This window comes from Paraburkholderia sp. RL17-373-BIF-A, from assembly GCF_046030175.1.
Taxonomy (GTDB): domain Bacteria; phylum Pseudomonadota; class Gammaproteobacteria; order Burkholderiales; family Burkholderiaceae; genus Paraburkholderia.
Genome location: NZ_JARESO010000011.1, coordinates 159,938 through 173,715 on the forward strand (window position 1 = coordinate 159,938; position 13,778 = coordinate 173,715).

Here is a 13,778-nt window from a genome sequence, read left to right on the forward strand (position 1 = left end):
ACGCGTAGGCGGTGCGAATTTGAATGACGTTCAGCCAAACAGCTTGTTAGCCGTCCGGGCGATCAGTTCGCCCTGGTGGCGAGCACCGGCAAGCTCGATAGCGCTCGGCTGGCGCTGACCTTGTGCGCCTGCGATGGTCGTGGCGCCATACGGAGAGCCGCCGACAATTTCGTCCAGCGTCATCTGCCCCTGGTGGCTATACGGCAGGCCGACGATGGTCATGCCGAAGTGCAGGAGGTTGGTGATAATCGAAAACAGCGTCGCCTCCTGTCCGCCGTGCTGGCTGGCGGTCGACGTGAAGGCTCCGCCGACCTTGCCGTTCAATGCGCCGCTCATCCAAAGACCGCCGGCCTGATCCAGAAACGCCGCCATCTGCGACGAGATGCGCCCGAAGCGGGTCGGCGTGCCGACGACGATCGCGTCATAGTTGGCGAGTTCGGCAACCGTCGCAACGGGCGCTTGCTGATCGAGCTTGAAGTGGGCGCCCTTCGCCACGTCCTCCGGCGCGGTCTCAGGCACCCGCTTGACGTCGACCGCCGCGCCCGCCGAGCGCGCGCCTTCAGCGACGGCTTCCGCCAGCGCTTCGACATGGCCATACGAGGAATAATATAGAACCAGAACTTTCGACATTTCGACCTCCTTCCTATATCTGCGGTGATGCCACTGTGGGAAAAGTTGTGCGCCCGACAACACGCACCGTGTTGCTGCAAGGGCCGATCCAGGTGAGACGATCCGAACGGTCGGTCGGTCGTCTCATCGGAGCCGTCTTCCTAGCTCACGGTCAGAGGCGAAACGCCCGATGCTGTCCGCCCGGAGCGCGCATCGAGGCTGAACGCGCCGGCACCGAAGTAGGTGATCTGCAAAAGACCACCGGCCATCATCACGTTCTTGAGAAAATGAATCATCTGGTTCTGATCGGCGAAGTTGTGGTGAAAAAACAATGCCGTGACCACGCAGAATACCGCCATTGCCAGCGATACGGCGCGAGCCCTGTAGCCCGACAGCAGCAGCAAGCCGCCGCCCAGTTCGGTCAGCACGGCAACACCGAACGCGAGCGGCGGTACGGGCAGACCCATGGCGGCAATATAGCCAACCGTCGCAGCATACGCTCCGAGCTTGCCCAGCCCACTCATGACAAACGGCGCGCCGATCAAGATGCGGCCCAACAACGGAAGAAACTTAAAACGGTCCATGACAATCTCCTGAAAAGAAATGACGACTGGCATGAATGCTACGGCCGCAATGTTGATGCGCATATCTCCGTGGAGGCAAAGTATCGTTGCTTCTGGCAGAACGATAAGGTTCAGTCAGCGCATGCCAATGGACCGGATCGCTCGCCTGGACGATCGCCGGCGCTTCGCAGAGCTTGTGGGGCGTGGAAACTATTCGGCGGCCCTGGCGCGGGCCGGCCTACACGTCGAAGCTCGAGCGTCGCGTTCGCGCCCGGCCTGCAATTCGGGAGGCGTCCAAACAAGCCGCCTGGAGCAGTTATGTTGCGAGATGAGCGCCGTCCACGGCTAGATCAGCGTCCGTCACGAAGGAGGTGATGGCGGTCGCCCGTGACGATGCTCGCTTTCTGTTCAAGAGCCCGGCTCATGCTCCCTTTGGCGTCAATGCGTGAACAGCGGCGCGACGTCGATGTAGATACGGTAGTCGTCGATTTGCCGATCGCGCACCCGCCAAGTCGTCACGGGCAACCTTTGCGCGCCCGATGACGGGGTCGTTATCGGCATAGACAAACGTGCAGTTGTCCGTCAAGAAGCGCGCTAACCGACGCTCGTCCTTCGAATCAACCGCCTCGTACACCTCCGATACATATTCGAATGCCGCTGTGGACGCCTCGGTGGACATGTCGAGTCTCCTCTTCGAATGGTGATTGAGTACGACATTGCAGATAGCAAGCGCCGCGAGGCAGCCACTACCGGCCGGTCAATGACTCAGCGATCCGACTCCGTCGGGCGGCGCTCCGAAGACGCGCGGCGGTGCAAGCTGCTTGACTAGCAAAGCGATGCACGAAAGGGCTCCAGCGACGGCGATCGTCGCGAAGACACCTTCAAGCGTAAAGTGCCAGCGTACGAGTTCGGCTACGAGAAACGAGCCCGCAATGCCGCCAAAACGGCCCATGCCGAGCATCCACGCGACGCCGGTGCCACGCCCTTCGGTCGGATAAAAGGCGGCCGCAAGCGCATTGATGGAGGCTTGCGCGGTGTTCATCAGCACGCCGGATACCAGTACCATTGGCACGAGTAGAGCCACGTGTCCCGCCGTCTCTCCAATACCAAAGAGGCTGATCGCAGCGAGGAGGTAGCACGCGGCAATCACGAGATTTGCATTGAAGCGATCCATCAGCACGCCGCACAGCACCGCGCCGACACCACCGAGCGGGAACAATGCGGAGATCAGCGTCGCGCTCTTCTGGCTCAGGCCTGCATCTTTCAGCAGAATCGGCATCCAGTTGATCAGCGCATAGAAAATCAGAAGGCCCATGAAGGCGGCGAGCCATAGCATCAATGAACCGACAATGTAGGAACGCGACAGCACGACGCCGAGCCCCTTGTCGCCCGTTCCCGGCGCGCGCTCGGTCAGTGCGAACCCGCGCGCGTGAATTGCTTCAACGGAGATGCGCGCGAGAGTTGTGCGAATACGCGCCGCGGGTTTGCCATTTGCAACCATGAAGCGTACCGATTCCGGCATCTTGAGCCATAGCAGGACACCGTGAAGTATCGGCGCGACGCCGCCCAGCATCAGAACACTTCGCCAGCCGGCATGGGGAATCAACCATGCCGCGAGCAAACCACCCAAAGCCGCGCCGAGTGGGAATCCGCAGCACATCAGACTGGTTACGGTCGCGCGGCGCCGGGTCGGACAGAACTCGTCCATCATGGTCACCGCATTAGCCATGGCTGCACCGAGGCCGACGCCCGTGATGAAGCGCAGCGCGGTCAATTGACCAATGTTCGTCGAGAACGCGGACACGAGACAGGCAACGCCGAAGAGGAATACGGAGGCGATCATCAGAGACCGTCGTCCAACGCGGTCGGACAATGGGCCGGACACGAGCGCGCCGAACGCGAGGCCGAACAGCGCGGCACTCAGGACCGGTGCGAGATCGGGCTTTGCCAGATGCCATTGCGTCAGTAACGACGGCGCGATGAAACCGATTGCCGCAGTGTCGAAGCCATCCAGCACGACAATCACGAAGCACATGAGAAAAACGAGTCGTTGAAAACGGCCGAACGGGTGCTCGTTGATGAAGCCTTGGACGTCGACGACTGAAGCACGTTTCACGGTTTGCCTCCTGTGTCGACCGGAGTTAGCGCTTTAGCGCTTACTCCGGTCCCATGCAAAGCTAGTCGACCAGAGTTGGCGCTTAAGCAAAGTCTCACGTCATCCCGCCAACTATCATTCGACACGAATTCGATTCACATAGAATGATTACAAAACAGAACAATCAAAGTCAATGGGTTCCGCGCGGTAAGCATCGCGAACACAATCGGCACCAGCCGGCGATGAAGCGACACTGACCGCGCCACACAGAGACGACAATCATCAGTGGAACCCTTCCAGCACGGTTTTTCCGATTGCCCTTCCCGTTTCGATCCGTTCGTGGGCCTTGCGCAGATCCGCTGCCGTCAAAGTTGTCAATCAGCGCTATATGACACTGCGGGTTCAACGCGCGCGCGAGACTGGGGGCGCTGCCGGGCGTCGACGTAATCGCCCCGAAATAGTCCACCCCACTGAAGCCGATTGCGCCTTGCGCGAGTTCAAATCGTGCCGTCCAGTTGTTCGAGCACGTCAGCCGGGAGCACGAGCGAGCCAGCCGCCAGGTTCTCGCGCAGATGCATGAGCGACGACGTCCCGGGAATCAGCAGGAGGTTGGTTGAGCGCTGCAGCAGCCACGCCAGCGCCACCTGCATCGGCGTTGCGTCCAGCGACGACGCCACTTCGGTCAGCGTCGCGGACTGCAAAGGCGTGAAGCCGCCCAGGGGGAAGAACGGCACATAGGCGATGCCCTGCTGCGCGAGAGCATCGACTAACGGGCCGTCGTGGCGTTGCATCACATTGAACATGTTTTGCACGCAGACGACCGGGGCAATTGACTGGGCTTCCTCGACCTGCGCGGCGGTCACATTGCTGAGACCCAGATGCCGTATCAAGCCCCGCTGCTGCAACTCGGCAAGGACCGTAAACTGCTCGGCAATCGACCCCTCGGCCGGACGTCTGTCGTCCATCATGGTGCGCAGATTGACGACATCGAGGACATCGACATGCAGATTGCGCAGGTTGTCGTGCACGGCAACGGTGAGTGCTGCCGGACTCTGCGCGGGGATCCATGAGGCATCGCTACCGCGCACAGCGCCCACCTTGGTCACGATCGTGAGGTCGTCACGATACGGATGCAGCGCCTCGCGAATGATCTGGTTCGTTACGTGGGGACCGTAGTAGTCGCTGGTATCGATATGGTTGACGCCGCGCTCCACTGCCTCGCGCAGGACGGCAATCGCCGTGTCTCGATCCTTTGGCGGCCCGAACACGCGAGGGCCGGCGAGTTGCATGGCGCCGTACCCCATGCGGCTCACGTGGCGGTCCCCAAGCATGAACGACCCGGGAGCGTTCGTCTTCGTCATGATGAATTCCTGTGTTGCATTGGTTTGGCTTCTGCCTGCAGGCCGATGGTTTGACCTGTTAGGGATGCTATATCCGCAACGATAATTCGCCTATGTCCTGAATTGCAAAGCAACATTGCGAGTGGTAGAACGTTAAAGGCCCCACTCAGAGCCCCGGATGAACCGAATCACTGACCTCAATGATCTTCGACTCTTCGCTGAAGTCGTCGAGCACGGAAGCTTCACGGCAGCGGCCCGCAGCCTCGGCGTACAGACGTCGAAACTCAGCCGGCGTGTTCGCGCACTGGAGGAAGAGCTTGGCGTTCGTCTGCTCAATCGCACCAGCAGGAGCCTGTCCCTGACGGAAACCGGGCGGCGGTTCCATCAGCATTGCCTCGCCCTGGTGGCGGAATCGAGGGCCGCCAAGGATTTTGTGGACCAGACACGCTCAAAGCCGCAGGGCACCATACGGATAAGCTGCCCCGTGGGACTGCTGACCTCCGGCATCTCCACAATCATTGCGCAGTATGTCCAGGACAACCCGCAGGTGCAGGTCCTCGTCGATGCAACCAACCGTCGCGTGGATGTGGTCGAGGAAGGTCTGGACTTCGCCATCCGGGTCAGGCTTCCCCCTTTGGAAGACACCGATCTCGCAGTCAGGCAACTAGGCTTATCCGTGCAGATTCTGGTCGCCAGTCCGCAACTGGCGGCGCGCCATCCGGTGCCCACGTCCCTTGAGTCGCTCGAAGAATGGCCCACGCTCGCCATGTCCAGCAGCAGCGAGCGCTTCGCGTGGAACCTGGTGAACGCCGAGGGCCGCACGACGTCATGGGCGCATCAACCTCGCCTGGCGACGGACGATCTGGCGAGCTTGCGGATTGCGGCTTTGCGAGGCGTCGGCGTGGCCATGCTGCCCCGTGAACTGGTCGACGCCGATATTCACGCCGGCCGGTTGCAGCACTTACTGGCGGGCCTGGCCACGACGCCGGGCCTCGTTCACGCGATCTTCCCCACACGACGCGGTATGGTTCCGGCCGTCCGGCAACTACTGGACGCCCTGGTTTCGGGGTTCGAAGATCTGAACCGGAAGTGATAGTGCGAGCGTAATTGCCTGAGGCTTCGCGAATGGCCTCACGTCGATAAATGCTGCTCAATATGTATCGTCTCTGACGATAGGTCTCATCGAAACATATAGGCTTCTTCCTCGACACGCCAACGCTTACTCTTCCCTCCACTTGATCTGAGATCTTCTCTCACGATTTAACGCAGGATTCCTACGTGTGACCTTCAATACAAACTCTTCCGGCTCATCTTCCTTGACACTTAGTCCATAAGGAATAGTTCATGCAAAACGTCCGTGCCGGTAACGCGCTCATTCCGGCCATAGGCTTTGGCACCTACGGGATGAATGGCGACGACATCTATCGAATGATTCCCGCCGCCCTTCGTGCTGGCTTCCGCCATATCGACACCGCGCAAATCTACCGTAACGAGGCCGAGATCGGCGAGTGCGTCGCCGAATCCGGCATTCCAAGAAGCGAAATATTTCTGACGACCAAGGTCTGGGTCAGCAACTACTCCGCAAGACACTTCGATGCGTCCGTGAACGAGAGCCTGCGCAAACTCAAGACGGACTATATCGACCTGCTCCTGCTGCACTGGCCTGGCTCGGATGTGCCGTTGACCGAACAGATCGCGGAGCTCAATGCGGTCGTGCGCGCCGGCAAGGTCCGGCACATAGGCGTGAGCAATTTCAACCGTGCATCGATGACGGAAGCTATCCGGCTTTCGGCGGCTCCGCTGGTCACGAATCAGTTCGAATACCACCCGTACCTGAACCAGTCCTTGCTCATCGAAAGCACGCGCCAGGCCGGGCTTGCCGTGACAGGATATTGCGGCATGGCGATTGGCCGCGTGTTCTCGGACCCGACGCTCATGGAGATCGCGGCCCGTCATGACAAAACCATCGCCCAGATCGTCTTACGGTGGCTTGTTCAGCAGTCCGGCGTGGTAGCGCTGTCGAGAACCACGCGGGTCGATCGACTGGCACAAAACCTGGCGGTATTCGACTTCGAGTTGGACGGTGCGGACATTGCCGCCATACACGCATTGGCGACGGCAAACAGCCGAATCGTAGATCCCCCCGGTCTTGCCCCGCTGTGGGATAGCACGGGCGCTTGACGACCTGGTCCCCGCCGCGAGACCGGAAGCACAACAGCGTGATCGATCATCATTTTGCGCTGTGCGAGCCGGCTTTACCGAGTGTTCCCAATGGCCGCTGCCATGATCCGTTCAAGGGGGTTTACCCGCTACGACACGAGGCCTGTCTCGAACACGGCGGGTATTTTCTGGTAAGAGAATTTAAGGAGTGAATGGCGAACCACGCATTGACACCGGTCAGCCGCTGGCAGCCATTCGCGTCGTCAGCGATACCGGCTGATCTCCAAACCGGAACCCACCGGCAACGATAGACTCGTCATGCCCGGCTTCGAGCGAACCGCGCGGATATAGCGCAACGCGTTCTCGCCGCCCGGCCGAATCATATCGTCAGCGACGATGATCGCCCCCGGATTGAGCTTCGGATAAAACGCGTCGAGACACGGCACATAGAGATCTTTCCAAAGATCGATGAAGACGAAATCCAGCTTGAGCGGCATGTCCTCGATCAGCGTGACCGCATTGCCGACCTTGAAGTCGACGTAAGCGGCAAGGCCGGCGCGGGTCGTCATCTCGCGTGCATAGGCCGATTTGTCGTCGTGCAATTCCATGGTGGTCACACGGCCGCCCGCGACCCGCGCCGCTTGCGCGAGCCAGAGCGTCGCATAGCCATCCGACGTGCCGAGTTCGAGAATGTGCGGCGCGTGCAGGCTTGCCGCGAGGATGTTGATGAAACGCGCGGTCTCCACGCCCGCCGCGGGAACGTGGCGACCTTTCGTTGCCTTCTGCTTGCGTCGCGGGCGCGGCTTGCGTTCTTTCGTCTGCTCTTCATCTGCGCGCTCCTGATAGGCGTCGAGCACGGCCAGAAAGTCCGGGTCCATCCGTCAGCGGCAACCAATCGCGCAGCCGAGCAGACTGAACGCGCCGACAATCCCGACGCCCGCGCCGAGCCCGAACGTTTCGAGCGACGTGGCGCAGCCCTGCAGACCGCAGGCGCACGCCAGCGTGGCCACCATGAGAAGTTGCCGGGTGCAGCTGCGCGCCGGGCGGCTGTATCGACTCCTGTGGATCATCGTTCCCCCTTCCGTGTTGATTGGCCTGAGCCAACGCGAAATCGCTGAAACGAGTGTAGCCAGCGCACTTCGCGCAAAACGGTCGAATACCGGGGGCAAAGACGGAGCCGCTTACAAAAGCTTGCGCAGACGTATTCAGCTTCTGTTCGGCGCATCCCATGAAGTCACGGCCATTTCATCGCAAATGCCGGTTTTCCCACATACCGCCAGCTTACGACTTGTCATCCTGAAGGCTCAGGCGTGTGTATGGCGGGAGATGGCTATGTCGGTCTATGTCGATGAAGGGTTCAGGCCCTGTGTGACGGAATGCGCGACGGTCGCGTTCCGGGTGTGCTGTGATGATCGGGCGCAGATTTTCGAGGTCAGCGCCGAGGCACTAGTGGCCTATTGTGGCGCGGCGAGCAAGCGCAAGGAGGATCTACTCGTCGCATTCGAAGGTGCGCAACTGGAAATCCTTTCAGTCGCCGCGCAGAAGTGGGCCTTTAGACCGACGGAGCCGGTGCGTCTCGGCCTCGACGAATTCCGAATGGTCAGACATTAAACAGCAGGTATGCCAGAATCGCATCATGACCTGGATCGCCGCCCTGCCGATGTATAACGTCACGCCCGCGCTCGACCTCGAGTGGCGCGAGTGGCTCGCCGACGTGCTGCGCATGGTCAAGCCCGCGTGCCGCATCGTCGAACCGGACGAGGAATTGCACGGCTTCTGGCGGCGCCCCAATCTGCTGATCTCGCAGACTTGCGGTTATCCGTTGATGCACGGCTTGCACGAACAGGTTCAACTGATCGCGACGCCGCGCTTCGACGCGCCGGGCTGCGAGGGGGCGCACTATTCGAGCGTGCTGGTAACGCGCGCGGACGCGCAGTTCGACACGCTCGCGGCCTGCCGCGGCGCACGCGCCGCCTACAACCAGGACGATTCGAATAGCGGCATGAACGTGTTTCGCCACGCCGTGGCGCCGCTTTCGAGCGGCGGCATGTTCTTCAGCTCAGTGTTGCGAACCGGCTCGCATCTCGGCTCGCTGCGCGCGGTGGCGGAAAATCGCGCGGACGTCGCCGCGATCGATTGCGTGACCTTCGCTTTCGTGTGCGATGAAATGCCGAAACTGGCCCGCCAGGTTCGCCGGATCGGCACGACTGCGCCGTCGCCGGGCTTGCCTTTGATCGCCTCCGACACGGTGCCCTCGGCGACGATCGAGGCATTGCGCGAAGCGCTGAACGAGGCGCTCGCCAATCAGCCCGAGCGCGCGAAACGCCTGCGTTTGCAGGGCTTTTCCGTGTTGCCGCCCTCGGACTACGAACGCATCGAGCAGCTCGAAAACGAAGCGCGCGCCGTCGGCTATACGCGCCTCGCCTGAGGCCTGAGCCGCGGATTTAGTGCTGCTGCACGTCCAGCACCAGAAGCTGCGCGCCGTCGGCAACCTGATCGCCGACCGCATACAGCACCTCCGACACCGTACCGGCCGCCGGCGCACCGATGGTGTGCTCCATCTTCATCGCTTCCATCACGATCAGCGGCGTGCCCTTCTCCACCACGGTGCCCGGCTCGACCAGCACCGCGATCACCTTGCCGGGCATCGGCGCAGTCAAACGGCCTTCGCCGCCTTCGGCGTCCGCGGCGTGCGCGAGCAGGTTCTGCCACTCGAACGACAGCGCCTCGCCAAGGCAGAACACATGGAACGTATCGACGTCGACGAACACGCGGCCCGTTGCGCGCGCGTCGCCGATCGTCGCGCGGAATTCGTGCGGACCGCTGCCGTCCGACCAGCTGAAATCCTCGCGCACGCCGTCGTGTTCGAGCGTTTGCGTCTTGCCGTCGCGGGCGAACGTGACGGTGAAGGTGCCTTCGCTATCGTTAGCCGTGCTACCGCTGTCCAGATCGCGCCAGCCGAGCGCCTGCGTGTAGCCGCCGTTCAGGCGCCAGTGCGACAGCGCATCCCACGGCGACGCGCCGTGCGCCGTGCCGCCCTCGCGCTTGAGCAACGCCGCGCAAGCCAGCGCCAACGCTTCCTTGAATGGCTTCTTGCGCGGCGCGAACAGGGCGTCGTGATGACGTTCGATCAGGCCCGTATCGAGATCGCCCGTTGCAAACGGCTCGCTCGCGACGATGCTTTGCAGGAACTCGACATTGGTATGCGGGCCGACCACCTCGCATGCATGCAGCGCGCGGCTCAGACGCGCGAGCGCCTCCTCGCGCGTGGCGCCGTGCACGATCAGCTTGGCGATCATCGGATCGTAGAACGGCGTGATGGTGTCGCCTTCACGCACACCGCTGTCGATGCGCACCGGCGCCTTGCGTCCGGGCTCGCCGAGACCGGCCGCGTCGATGGCGAACTCCACGCCATCCGGCATCCGCAGATGCTTGAGCGTGCCCGTCGACGGCAGGAAGCCGCGCGCCGGATGTTCGGCGTAGATGCGCGCTTCGATCGCGTGACCATCGATTTTCAGCTGGGCCTGCGTAAGCGGCAGCGGTTCATCGGCGGCGACGCGCAGTTGCCATTCCACCAGGTCCTGGCCGGTCACCATCTCCGTGACCGGATGCTCGACCTGCAGGCGCGTGTTCATTTCCATGAAGTAGAAGTCGCCCGTGCCGGTCATGATGAACTCGACCGTGCCCGCGCCGACATAATTCACCGCACGCGCGGCCGCCACCGCCGCCTCGCCCATTTCGCGCTTGATTTCACCGGACAATCCGGGCGCGGGCGCTTCTTCCAGCACTTTCTGATGCCGCCGCTGCACCGAGCAATCGCGATCGAACAGATAGACCGCGCCGCCGTGCCGGTCCGCGAACACCTGCACTTCCACGTGACGCGGCCGCGTCAGATACTTTTCGATCAGCACGCGATCGTTGCCGAAGCTGCTTGCCGCTTCCCGCTTGCATGAAGCCAGCGCCGCCGCGAAATCCTCGCTGCGTTCGACCACGCGCATGCCCTTGCCGCCGCCACCCGCGCTGGCTTTGAGCAGCACCGGATAACCGATCGCATCCGCCTCGCGATGCAGCAGTTGCGGATCCTGATCGTCGCCGTGATAACCCGGCACGAGCGGCACGGCGGCCGCATGCATCAGTGCCTTCGCGGCAGCCTTCGAACCCATCGCGGCGATGGCCTCGACCGGCGGCCCGATGAAGACGATGCCGGCCGCCTCGCAAGCATGCGCGAAGTCTTCGTTCTCCGACAGGAAGCCGTAGCCCGGATGCACCGCCTGCGCGCCGGTGGCGCGCGCGGCTTCGATAATGCGCTCGACGCGCAGATAGCTTTCCGCGGCTGTCGAGCCGCCGATGTGCACCGCCTCATCGCACGCGGCCACGTGTTTCGCGTTGGCGTCCGCATCGGAATAGACGGCCACGCTCGCAATGCCGAGCCGCTTGCAGGTCGCGGCGACGCGGCACGCAATCTCGCCCCGGTTGGCAATCAGGATCTTGTTGAACATGAAGTGTCTCGATGAAGTGTGCCGTTTTTTCGGGGCTGTTGTTCTGGTCAAGGCGCGGCGCGCGCCCTGGAATGTGTGCTTCAGTTGCGCCAGGCGGGCGTGCGTTTTTCGAGGAACGACGCGACGCCTTCGCGCCCTTCCGCGCCGGCACGCGTGCGCGCGATACGCGCCGCCGTGTCCTCGATCATCGCAGCGTTCAATTCATGGCCCGCGATGTCCTGCACGAGCTGCTTGCACGCGCGCACCGCTTGCGGACCGTTCGCGCAGAGCGTCTCGGCAATCTGCTGGATAGTGGCGTCGAGTTGCTCCATGCTCACAGCTTCGCTGACGAGCCCGAGGCGCAACGCCGTCGCGCAATCGAATTGCTCGGCGGTCGTGAAATAGCGGCGCGATGCCTGCTCGCCCAGCGCGCGAATCACGTACGGCGCGATGGTGGCTGGAATCAGACCGAGGCGCGCCTCCGAGAGGCAGAAGCGCGCGCTGTCGACAGCCACCACGATGTCGCACGCCGAGATCAAACCCATGCCGCCCGCGTACGCGTCGCCGTTGACGCGCGCGATCACCGGCTTGCTGCAGCGATAGATCGACGACAACATGTTCGCGAGCAGCATCGCGTCGGCGCGGTTCTCGTCGTCCGAGTAGCCGGCCATCTTCTTCATCCAGTTCAGATCCGCACCCGCGCAGAACGCCTTACCGTTCGCGGCGAGCACCACCGCGCGCACGTCGTCGCGATCGTTGAGCGCGGTGAAGGCCGCGGTCACTTCGGCGATCATCGTTTCGTTGAACGCGTTGCGCACGTCCGGACGATTCAACGTGACCGTCGCGACCTGTCCGGCGAATTCGACATTCAGTGTTTCGTATTGCATCGTCGCTGCTCCCGCGCTTCGTCGCGCATCGTCACATTCTGAACACGCCGAAACGCGTGTCTTCGATCGGCGCGTTCATCGCGGCGGACAAGCCAAGACCGAGCACGTCGCGCGTTTGCGCCGGATCGATCACGCCGTCGTCCCACAGGCGCGCGCTCGCGTAGTACGGGTGGCCCTGATGTTCGTATTGATCGCGGATCGGTTGCTTGAACGCCTCTTCTTCTTCAGCGCTCCACGAGCCGCCCTTGCCTTCGATGCCGTCGCGCTTGACGGTGGCCAGCACCGACGCCGCCTGCTCGCCGCCCATCACCGAGATGCGCGCGTTCGGCCACATCCACAGGAAACGCGGCGAATACGCGCGACCGCACATGCCGTAGTTGCCCGCGCCGAACGACCCGCCGATGATCACCGTGAACTTCGGCACCTTGGCCGTGGCCACGGCCGTCACCATCTTCGCGCCGTTACGCGCGATGCCTTCGTTTTCGTATTTGCGGCCCACCATGAAGCCGGTAATGTTCTGCAGGAACACGAGCGGAATCTTGCGCTGACAGCACAGTTCGATGAAGTGCGCACCTTTGAGCGCGGACTCCGAAAACAGAATGCCGTTGTTCGCGATGATGCCGACCGGATGCCCCCAGATATGCGCGAAGCCGGTGACAAGCGTGGTGCCGTAGCGCGCCTTGAATTCGTCGAATGCCGAATCGTCGACGATCCGCGCGATCACCTCGCGGATATCGAACGGCTTGCGGGTATCCACGGGAATCACGCCGTACATGCTCTTCACGTCGTAGCGCGGCGGCTTCGGTTCCTGCAAGGCGACCGGCACCTGCTTGCCGCGATTCAGATTGCCGACGATGCTGCGCGCAATCCCCAGCGCATGCGCGTCGTTCTGCGCGAGATGATCGACCACGCCCGACAGACGCGTATGCACGTCGCCGCCGCCGAGATCTTCGGCGCTCACCACTTCACCGGTGGCGGCTTTCACCAGCGGCGGACCGCCGAGGAAAATCGTCCCCTGATTCTTGACGATGATCGACTCGTCGCTCATGGCCGGCACGTAGGCGCCACCTGCAGTACACGAACCCATCACGACGGCAATCTGCGGAATGCCCGCTGCGGACAGATTCGCCTGGTTGTAGAAGATGCGGCCGAAGTGATCGCGGTCCGGAAACACGTCGTCCTGGTTCGGCAGATTCGCGCCGCCCGAGTCGACCAGGTACACACAGGGCAGATGATTTTCAGCGGCGATTTCCTGCGCCCGTACGTGCTTTTTCACGGTGACCGGATAGTAGGTGCCGCCCTTGACCGTCGCGTCGTTACAGACGATCACGCACTCCTGCCCGGCAATCCGGCCAATACCGGTGATCACGCCCGCGCCCGGTGCATCGTTGTGGTACATGCCGTAGGCTGCAAGTTGCGAGAACTCGAGAAACGGCGTGCCTGGATCGAGCAGCTTCTCGATGCGATCGCGCGGCAGCAGTTTGCCGCGTCCCGTGTGTTTGTCGCGCGCCGCCTGACCGCCGCCCAGCGCCAGCTTCTCGACCTTCGCGCGAAGGTCGGCGACCAGCGCTTCGAGCGCCGTCGCGTTGGCGCGGAAGTCGTCCGAGCGCGGATTCAGCTTTGATTCGATGATCGGCATTACGAGC

At 62.3% G+C, this 13,778-nt stretch carries 13 protein-coding genes; 4 read left to right on the forward strand and 9 right to left on the reverse strand.

What is annotated here, in order from left to right; all coding sequences use genetic code 11:
• Positions 1-30: 30 nt before the first annotated feature.
• The 4 genes from wrbA to P0D80_RS16305 all read right to left on the reverse strand — a co-directional run bounded on the left by wrbA (position 31) and on the right by P0D80_RS16305 (position 4,628).
• On the reverse strand, positions 31-630 hold the full coding sequence (gene wrbA, locus P0D80_RS16290) for an NAD(P)H:quinone oxidoreductase (protein WP_408285287.1): 600 nt from the start codon (positions 628-630) through the stop codon (positions 31-33).
• A gap of 140 nt (positions 631-770) precedes the next feature.
• Positions 771-1,193, reverse strand: a complete 423-nt coding sequence (locus tag P0D80_RS16295) for a DoxX family protein (RefSeq protein ID WP_408178226.1) — start codon at positions 1,191-1,193, stop codon at positions 771-773.
• Positions 1,194-1,929: 736 nt separating this feature from the next.
• Positions 1,930-3,288 carry an MFS transporter gene (locus tag P0D80_RS16300; RefSeq protein WP_408178176.1) on the reverse strand — a complete coding sequence of 453 codons (1,359 nt, stop codon included), beginning with the start codon at positions 3,286-3,288 and terminating at the stop codon, positions 1,930-1,932.
• Positions 3,289-3,764: 476 nt separating this feature from the next.
• Complete coding sequence (locus P0D80_RS16305; RefSeq protein ID WP_408178177.1) at positions 3,765-4,628, reverse strand: aldo/keto reductase family oxidoreductase; 864 nt, start codon at positions 4,626-4,628, stop codon at positions 3,765-3,767.
• Between the two features lie 157 nt (positions 4,629-4,785).
• Here P0D80_RS16305 and P0D80_RS16310 point away from each other — a divergent pair, with 157 nt between their 5' ends.
• The gene (locus P0D80_RS16310; RefSeq protein ID WP_408178178.1) at positions 4,786-5,700 is read left to right on the forward strand and encodes a LysR substrate-binding domain-containing protein; all 915 of its coding nucleotides are present in this window, start codon (positions 4,786-4,788) and stop codon (positions 5,698-5,700) included.
• Between the two features lie 251 nt (positions 5,701-5,951).
• Positions 5,952-6,788 (forward strand): aldo/keto reductase, encoded by an 837-nt coding sequence (locus P0D80_RS16315; RefSeq protein WP_408178179.1) that lies wholly within the window; start codon positions 5,952-5,954, stop codon positions 6,786-6,788.
• 242 nt (positions 6,789-7,030) lie between these two features.
• On the opposite strand, the gene P0D80_RS16320 is transcribed toward P0D80_RS16315, so the two are convergent.
• Positions 7,031-7,645, reverse strand: coding sequence for an O-methyltransferase (locus P0D80_RS16320; protein ID WP_408178180.1), 615 nt, complete (start codon positions 7,643-7,645; stop codon positions 7,031-7,033).
• A 3-nt stretch (positions 7,646-7,648) separates the two neighbouring features.
• Positions 7,649-7,780 carry a hypothetical protein gene (locus P0D80_RS16325; RefSeq protein WP_279388618.1) on the reverse strand — a complete coding sequence of 44 codons (132 nt, stop codon included), beginning with the start codon at positions 7,778-7,780 and terminating at the stop codon, positions 7,649-7,651.
• Positions 7,781-8,099: 319 nt separating this feature from the next.
• On the opposite strand from P0D80_RS16325, the gene P0D80_RS16330 reads away from it, so the two are divergent.
• Positions 8,100-8,378, forward strand: a complete 279-nt coding sequence (locus P0D80_RS16330; protein WP_132379356.1) for a DUF1488 family protein — start codon at positions 8,100-8,102, stop codon at positions 8,376-8,378.
• Between the two features lie 25 nt (positions 8,379-8,403).
• Complete coding sequence (locus P0D80_RS16335; RefSeq protein WP_408285293.1) at positions 8,404-9,195, forward strand: phosphate/phosphite/phosphonate ABC transporter substrate-binding protein; 792 nt, start codon at positions 8,404-8,406, stop codon at positions 9,193-9,195.
• 16 nt (positions 9,196-9,211) lie between these two features.
• On the opposite strand, the gene P0D80_RS16340 is transcribed toward P0D80_RS16335, so the two are convergent.
• The 3 genes from P0D80_RS16340 to P0D80_RS16350 all read right to left on the reverse strand — a co-directional run bounded on the left by P0D80_RS16340 (position 9,212) and on the right by P0D80_RS16350 (position 13,771).
• On the reverse strand, positions 9,212-11,266 hold the full coding sequence (locus P0D80_RS16340) for an acetyl/propionyl/methylcrotonyl-CoA carboxylase subunit alpha (RefSeq protein WP_408285295.1): 2,055 nt from the start codon (positions 11,264-11,266) through the stop codon (positions 9,212-9,214).
• A gap of 80 nt (positions 11,267-11,346) precedes the next feature.
• Positions 11,347-12,132, reverse strand: coding sequence for an enoyl-CoA hydratase/isomerase family protein (locus P0D80_RS16345; RefSeq protein ID WP_408178182.1), 786 nt, complete (start codon positions 12,130-12,132; stop codon positions 11,347-11,349).
• A gap of 31 nt (positions 12,133-12,163) precedes the next feature.
• The gene (locus P0D80_RS16350) at positions 12,164-13,771 is read right to left on the reverse strand and encodes a carboxyl transferase domain-containing protein (RefSeq protein ID WP_408178183.1); all 1,608 of its coding nucleotides are present in this window, start codon (positions 13,769-13,771) and stop codon (positions 12,164-12,166) included.
• Between the last annotated feature and the right edge of the window lie 7 nt (positions 13,772-13,778).

Excerpts from the sequence above, each read along its gene's own strand:
- wrbA (WP_408285287.1), bottom strand. The coding sequence starts at position 630 with ATGTCGAAAGTTCTGGTTCTATATTATTCCTCGTATGGCCATGTCGAA.
- P0D80_RS16295 (WP_408178226.1), bottom strand. The coding sequence starts at position 1,193 with ATGGACCGTTTTAAGTTTCTTCCGTTGTTGGGCCGCATCTTGATCGGC.
- P0D80_RS16305 (WP_408178177.1), bottom strand. The coding sequence starts at position 4,628 with ATGACGAAGACGAACGCTCCCGGGTCGTTCATGCTTGGGGACCGCCAC.
- P0D80_RS16310 (WP_408178178.1), top strand. The coding sequence starts at position 4,786 with ATGAACCGAATCACTGACCTCAATGATCTTCGACTCTTCGCTGAAGTC.
- P0D80_RS16315 (WP_408178179.1), top strand. The coding sequence starts at position 5,952 with ATGCAAAACGTCCGTGCCGGTAACGCGCTCATTCCGGCCATAGGCTTT.
- P0D80_RS16320 (WP_408178180.1), bottom strand. The coding sequence starts at position 7,645 with ATGGACCCGGACTTTCTGGCCGTGCTCGACGCCTATCAGGAGCGCGCA.
- P0D80_RS16325 (WP_279388618.1), bottom strand. The coding sequence starts at position 7,780 with ATGGTGGCCACGCTGGCGTGCGCCTGCGGTCTGCAGGGCTGCGCCACG.
- P0D80_RS16330 (WP_132379356.1), top strand. The coding sequence starts at position 8,100 with ATGTCGGTCTATGTCGATGAAGGGTTCAGGCCCTGTGTGACGGAATGC.
- P0D80_RS16335 (WP_408285293.1), top strand. The coding sequence starts at position 8,404 with ATGACCTGGATCGCCGCCCTGCCGATGTATAACGTCACGCCCGCGCTC.
- P0D80_RS16340 (WP_408285295.1), bottom strand. The coding sequence starts at position 11,266 with ATGTTCAACAAGATCCTGATTGCCAACCGGGGCGAGATTGCGTGCCGC.
- P0D80_RS16345 (WP_408178182.1), bottom strand. The coding sequence starts at position 12,132 with ATGCAATACGAAACACTGAATGTCGAATTCGCCGGACAGGTCGCGACG.
- P0D80_RS16350 (WP_408178183.1), bottom strand. The coding sequence starts at position 13,771 with ATGCCGATCATCGAATCAAAGCTGAATCCGCGCTCGGACGACTTCCGC.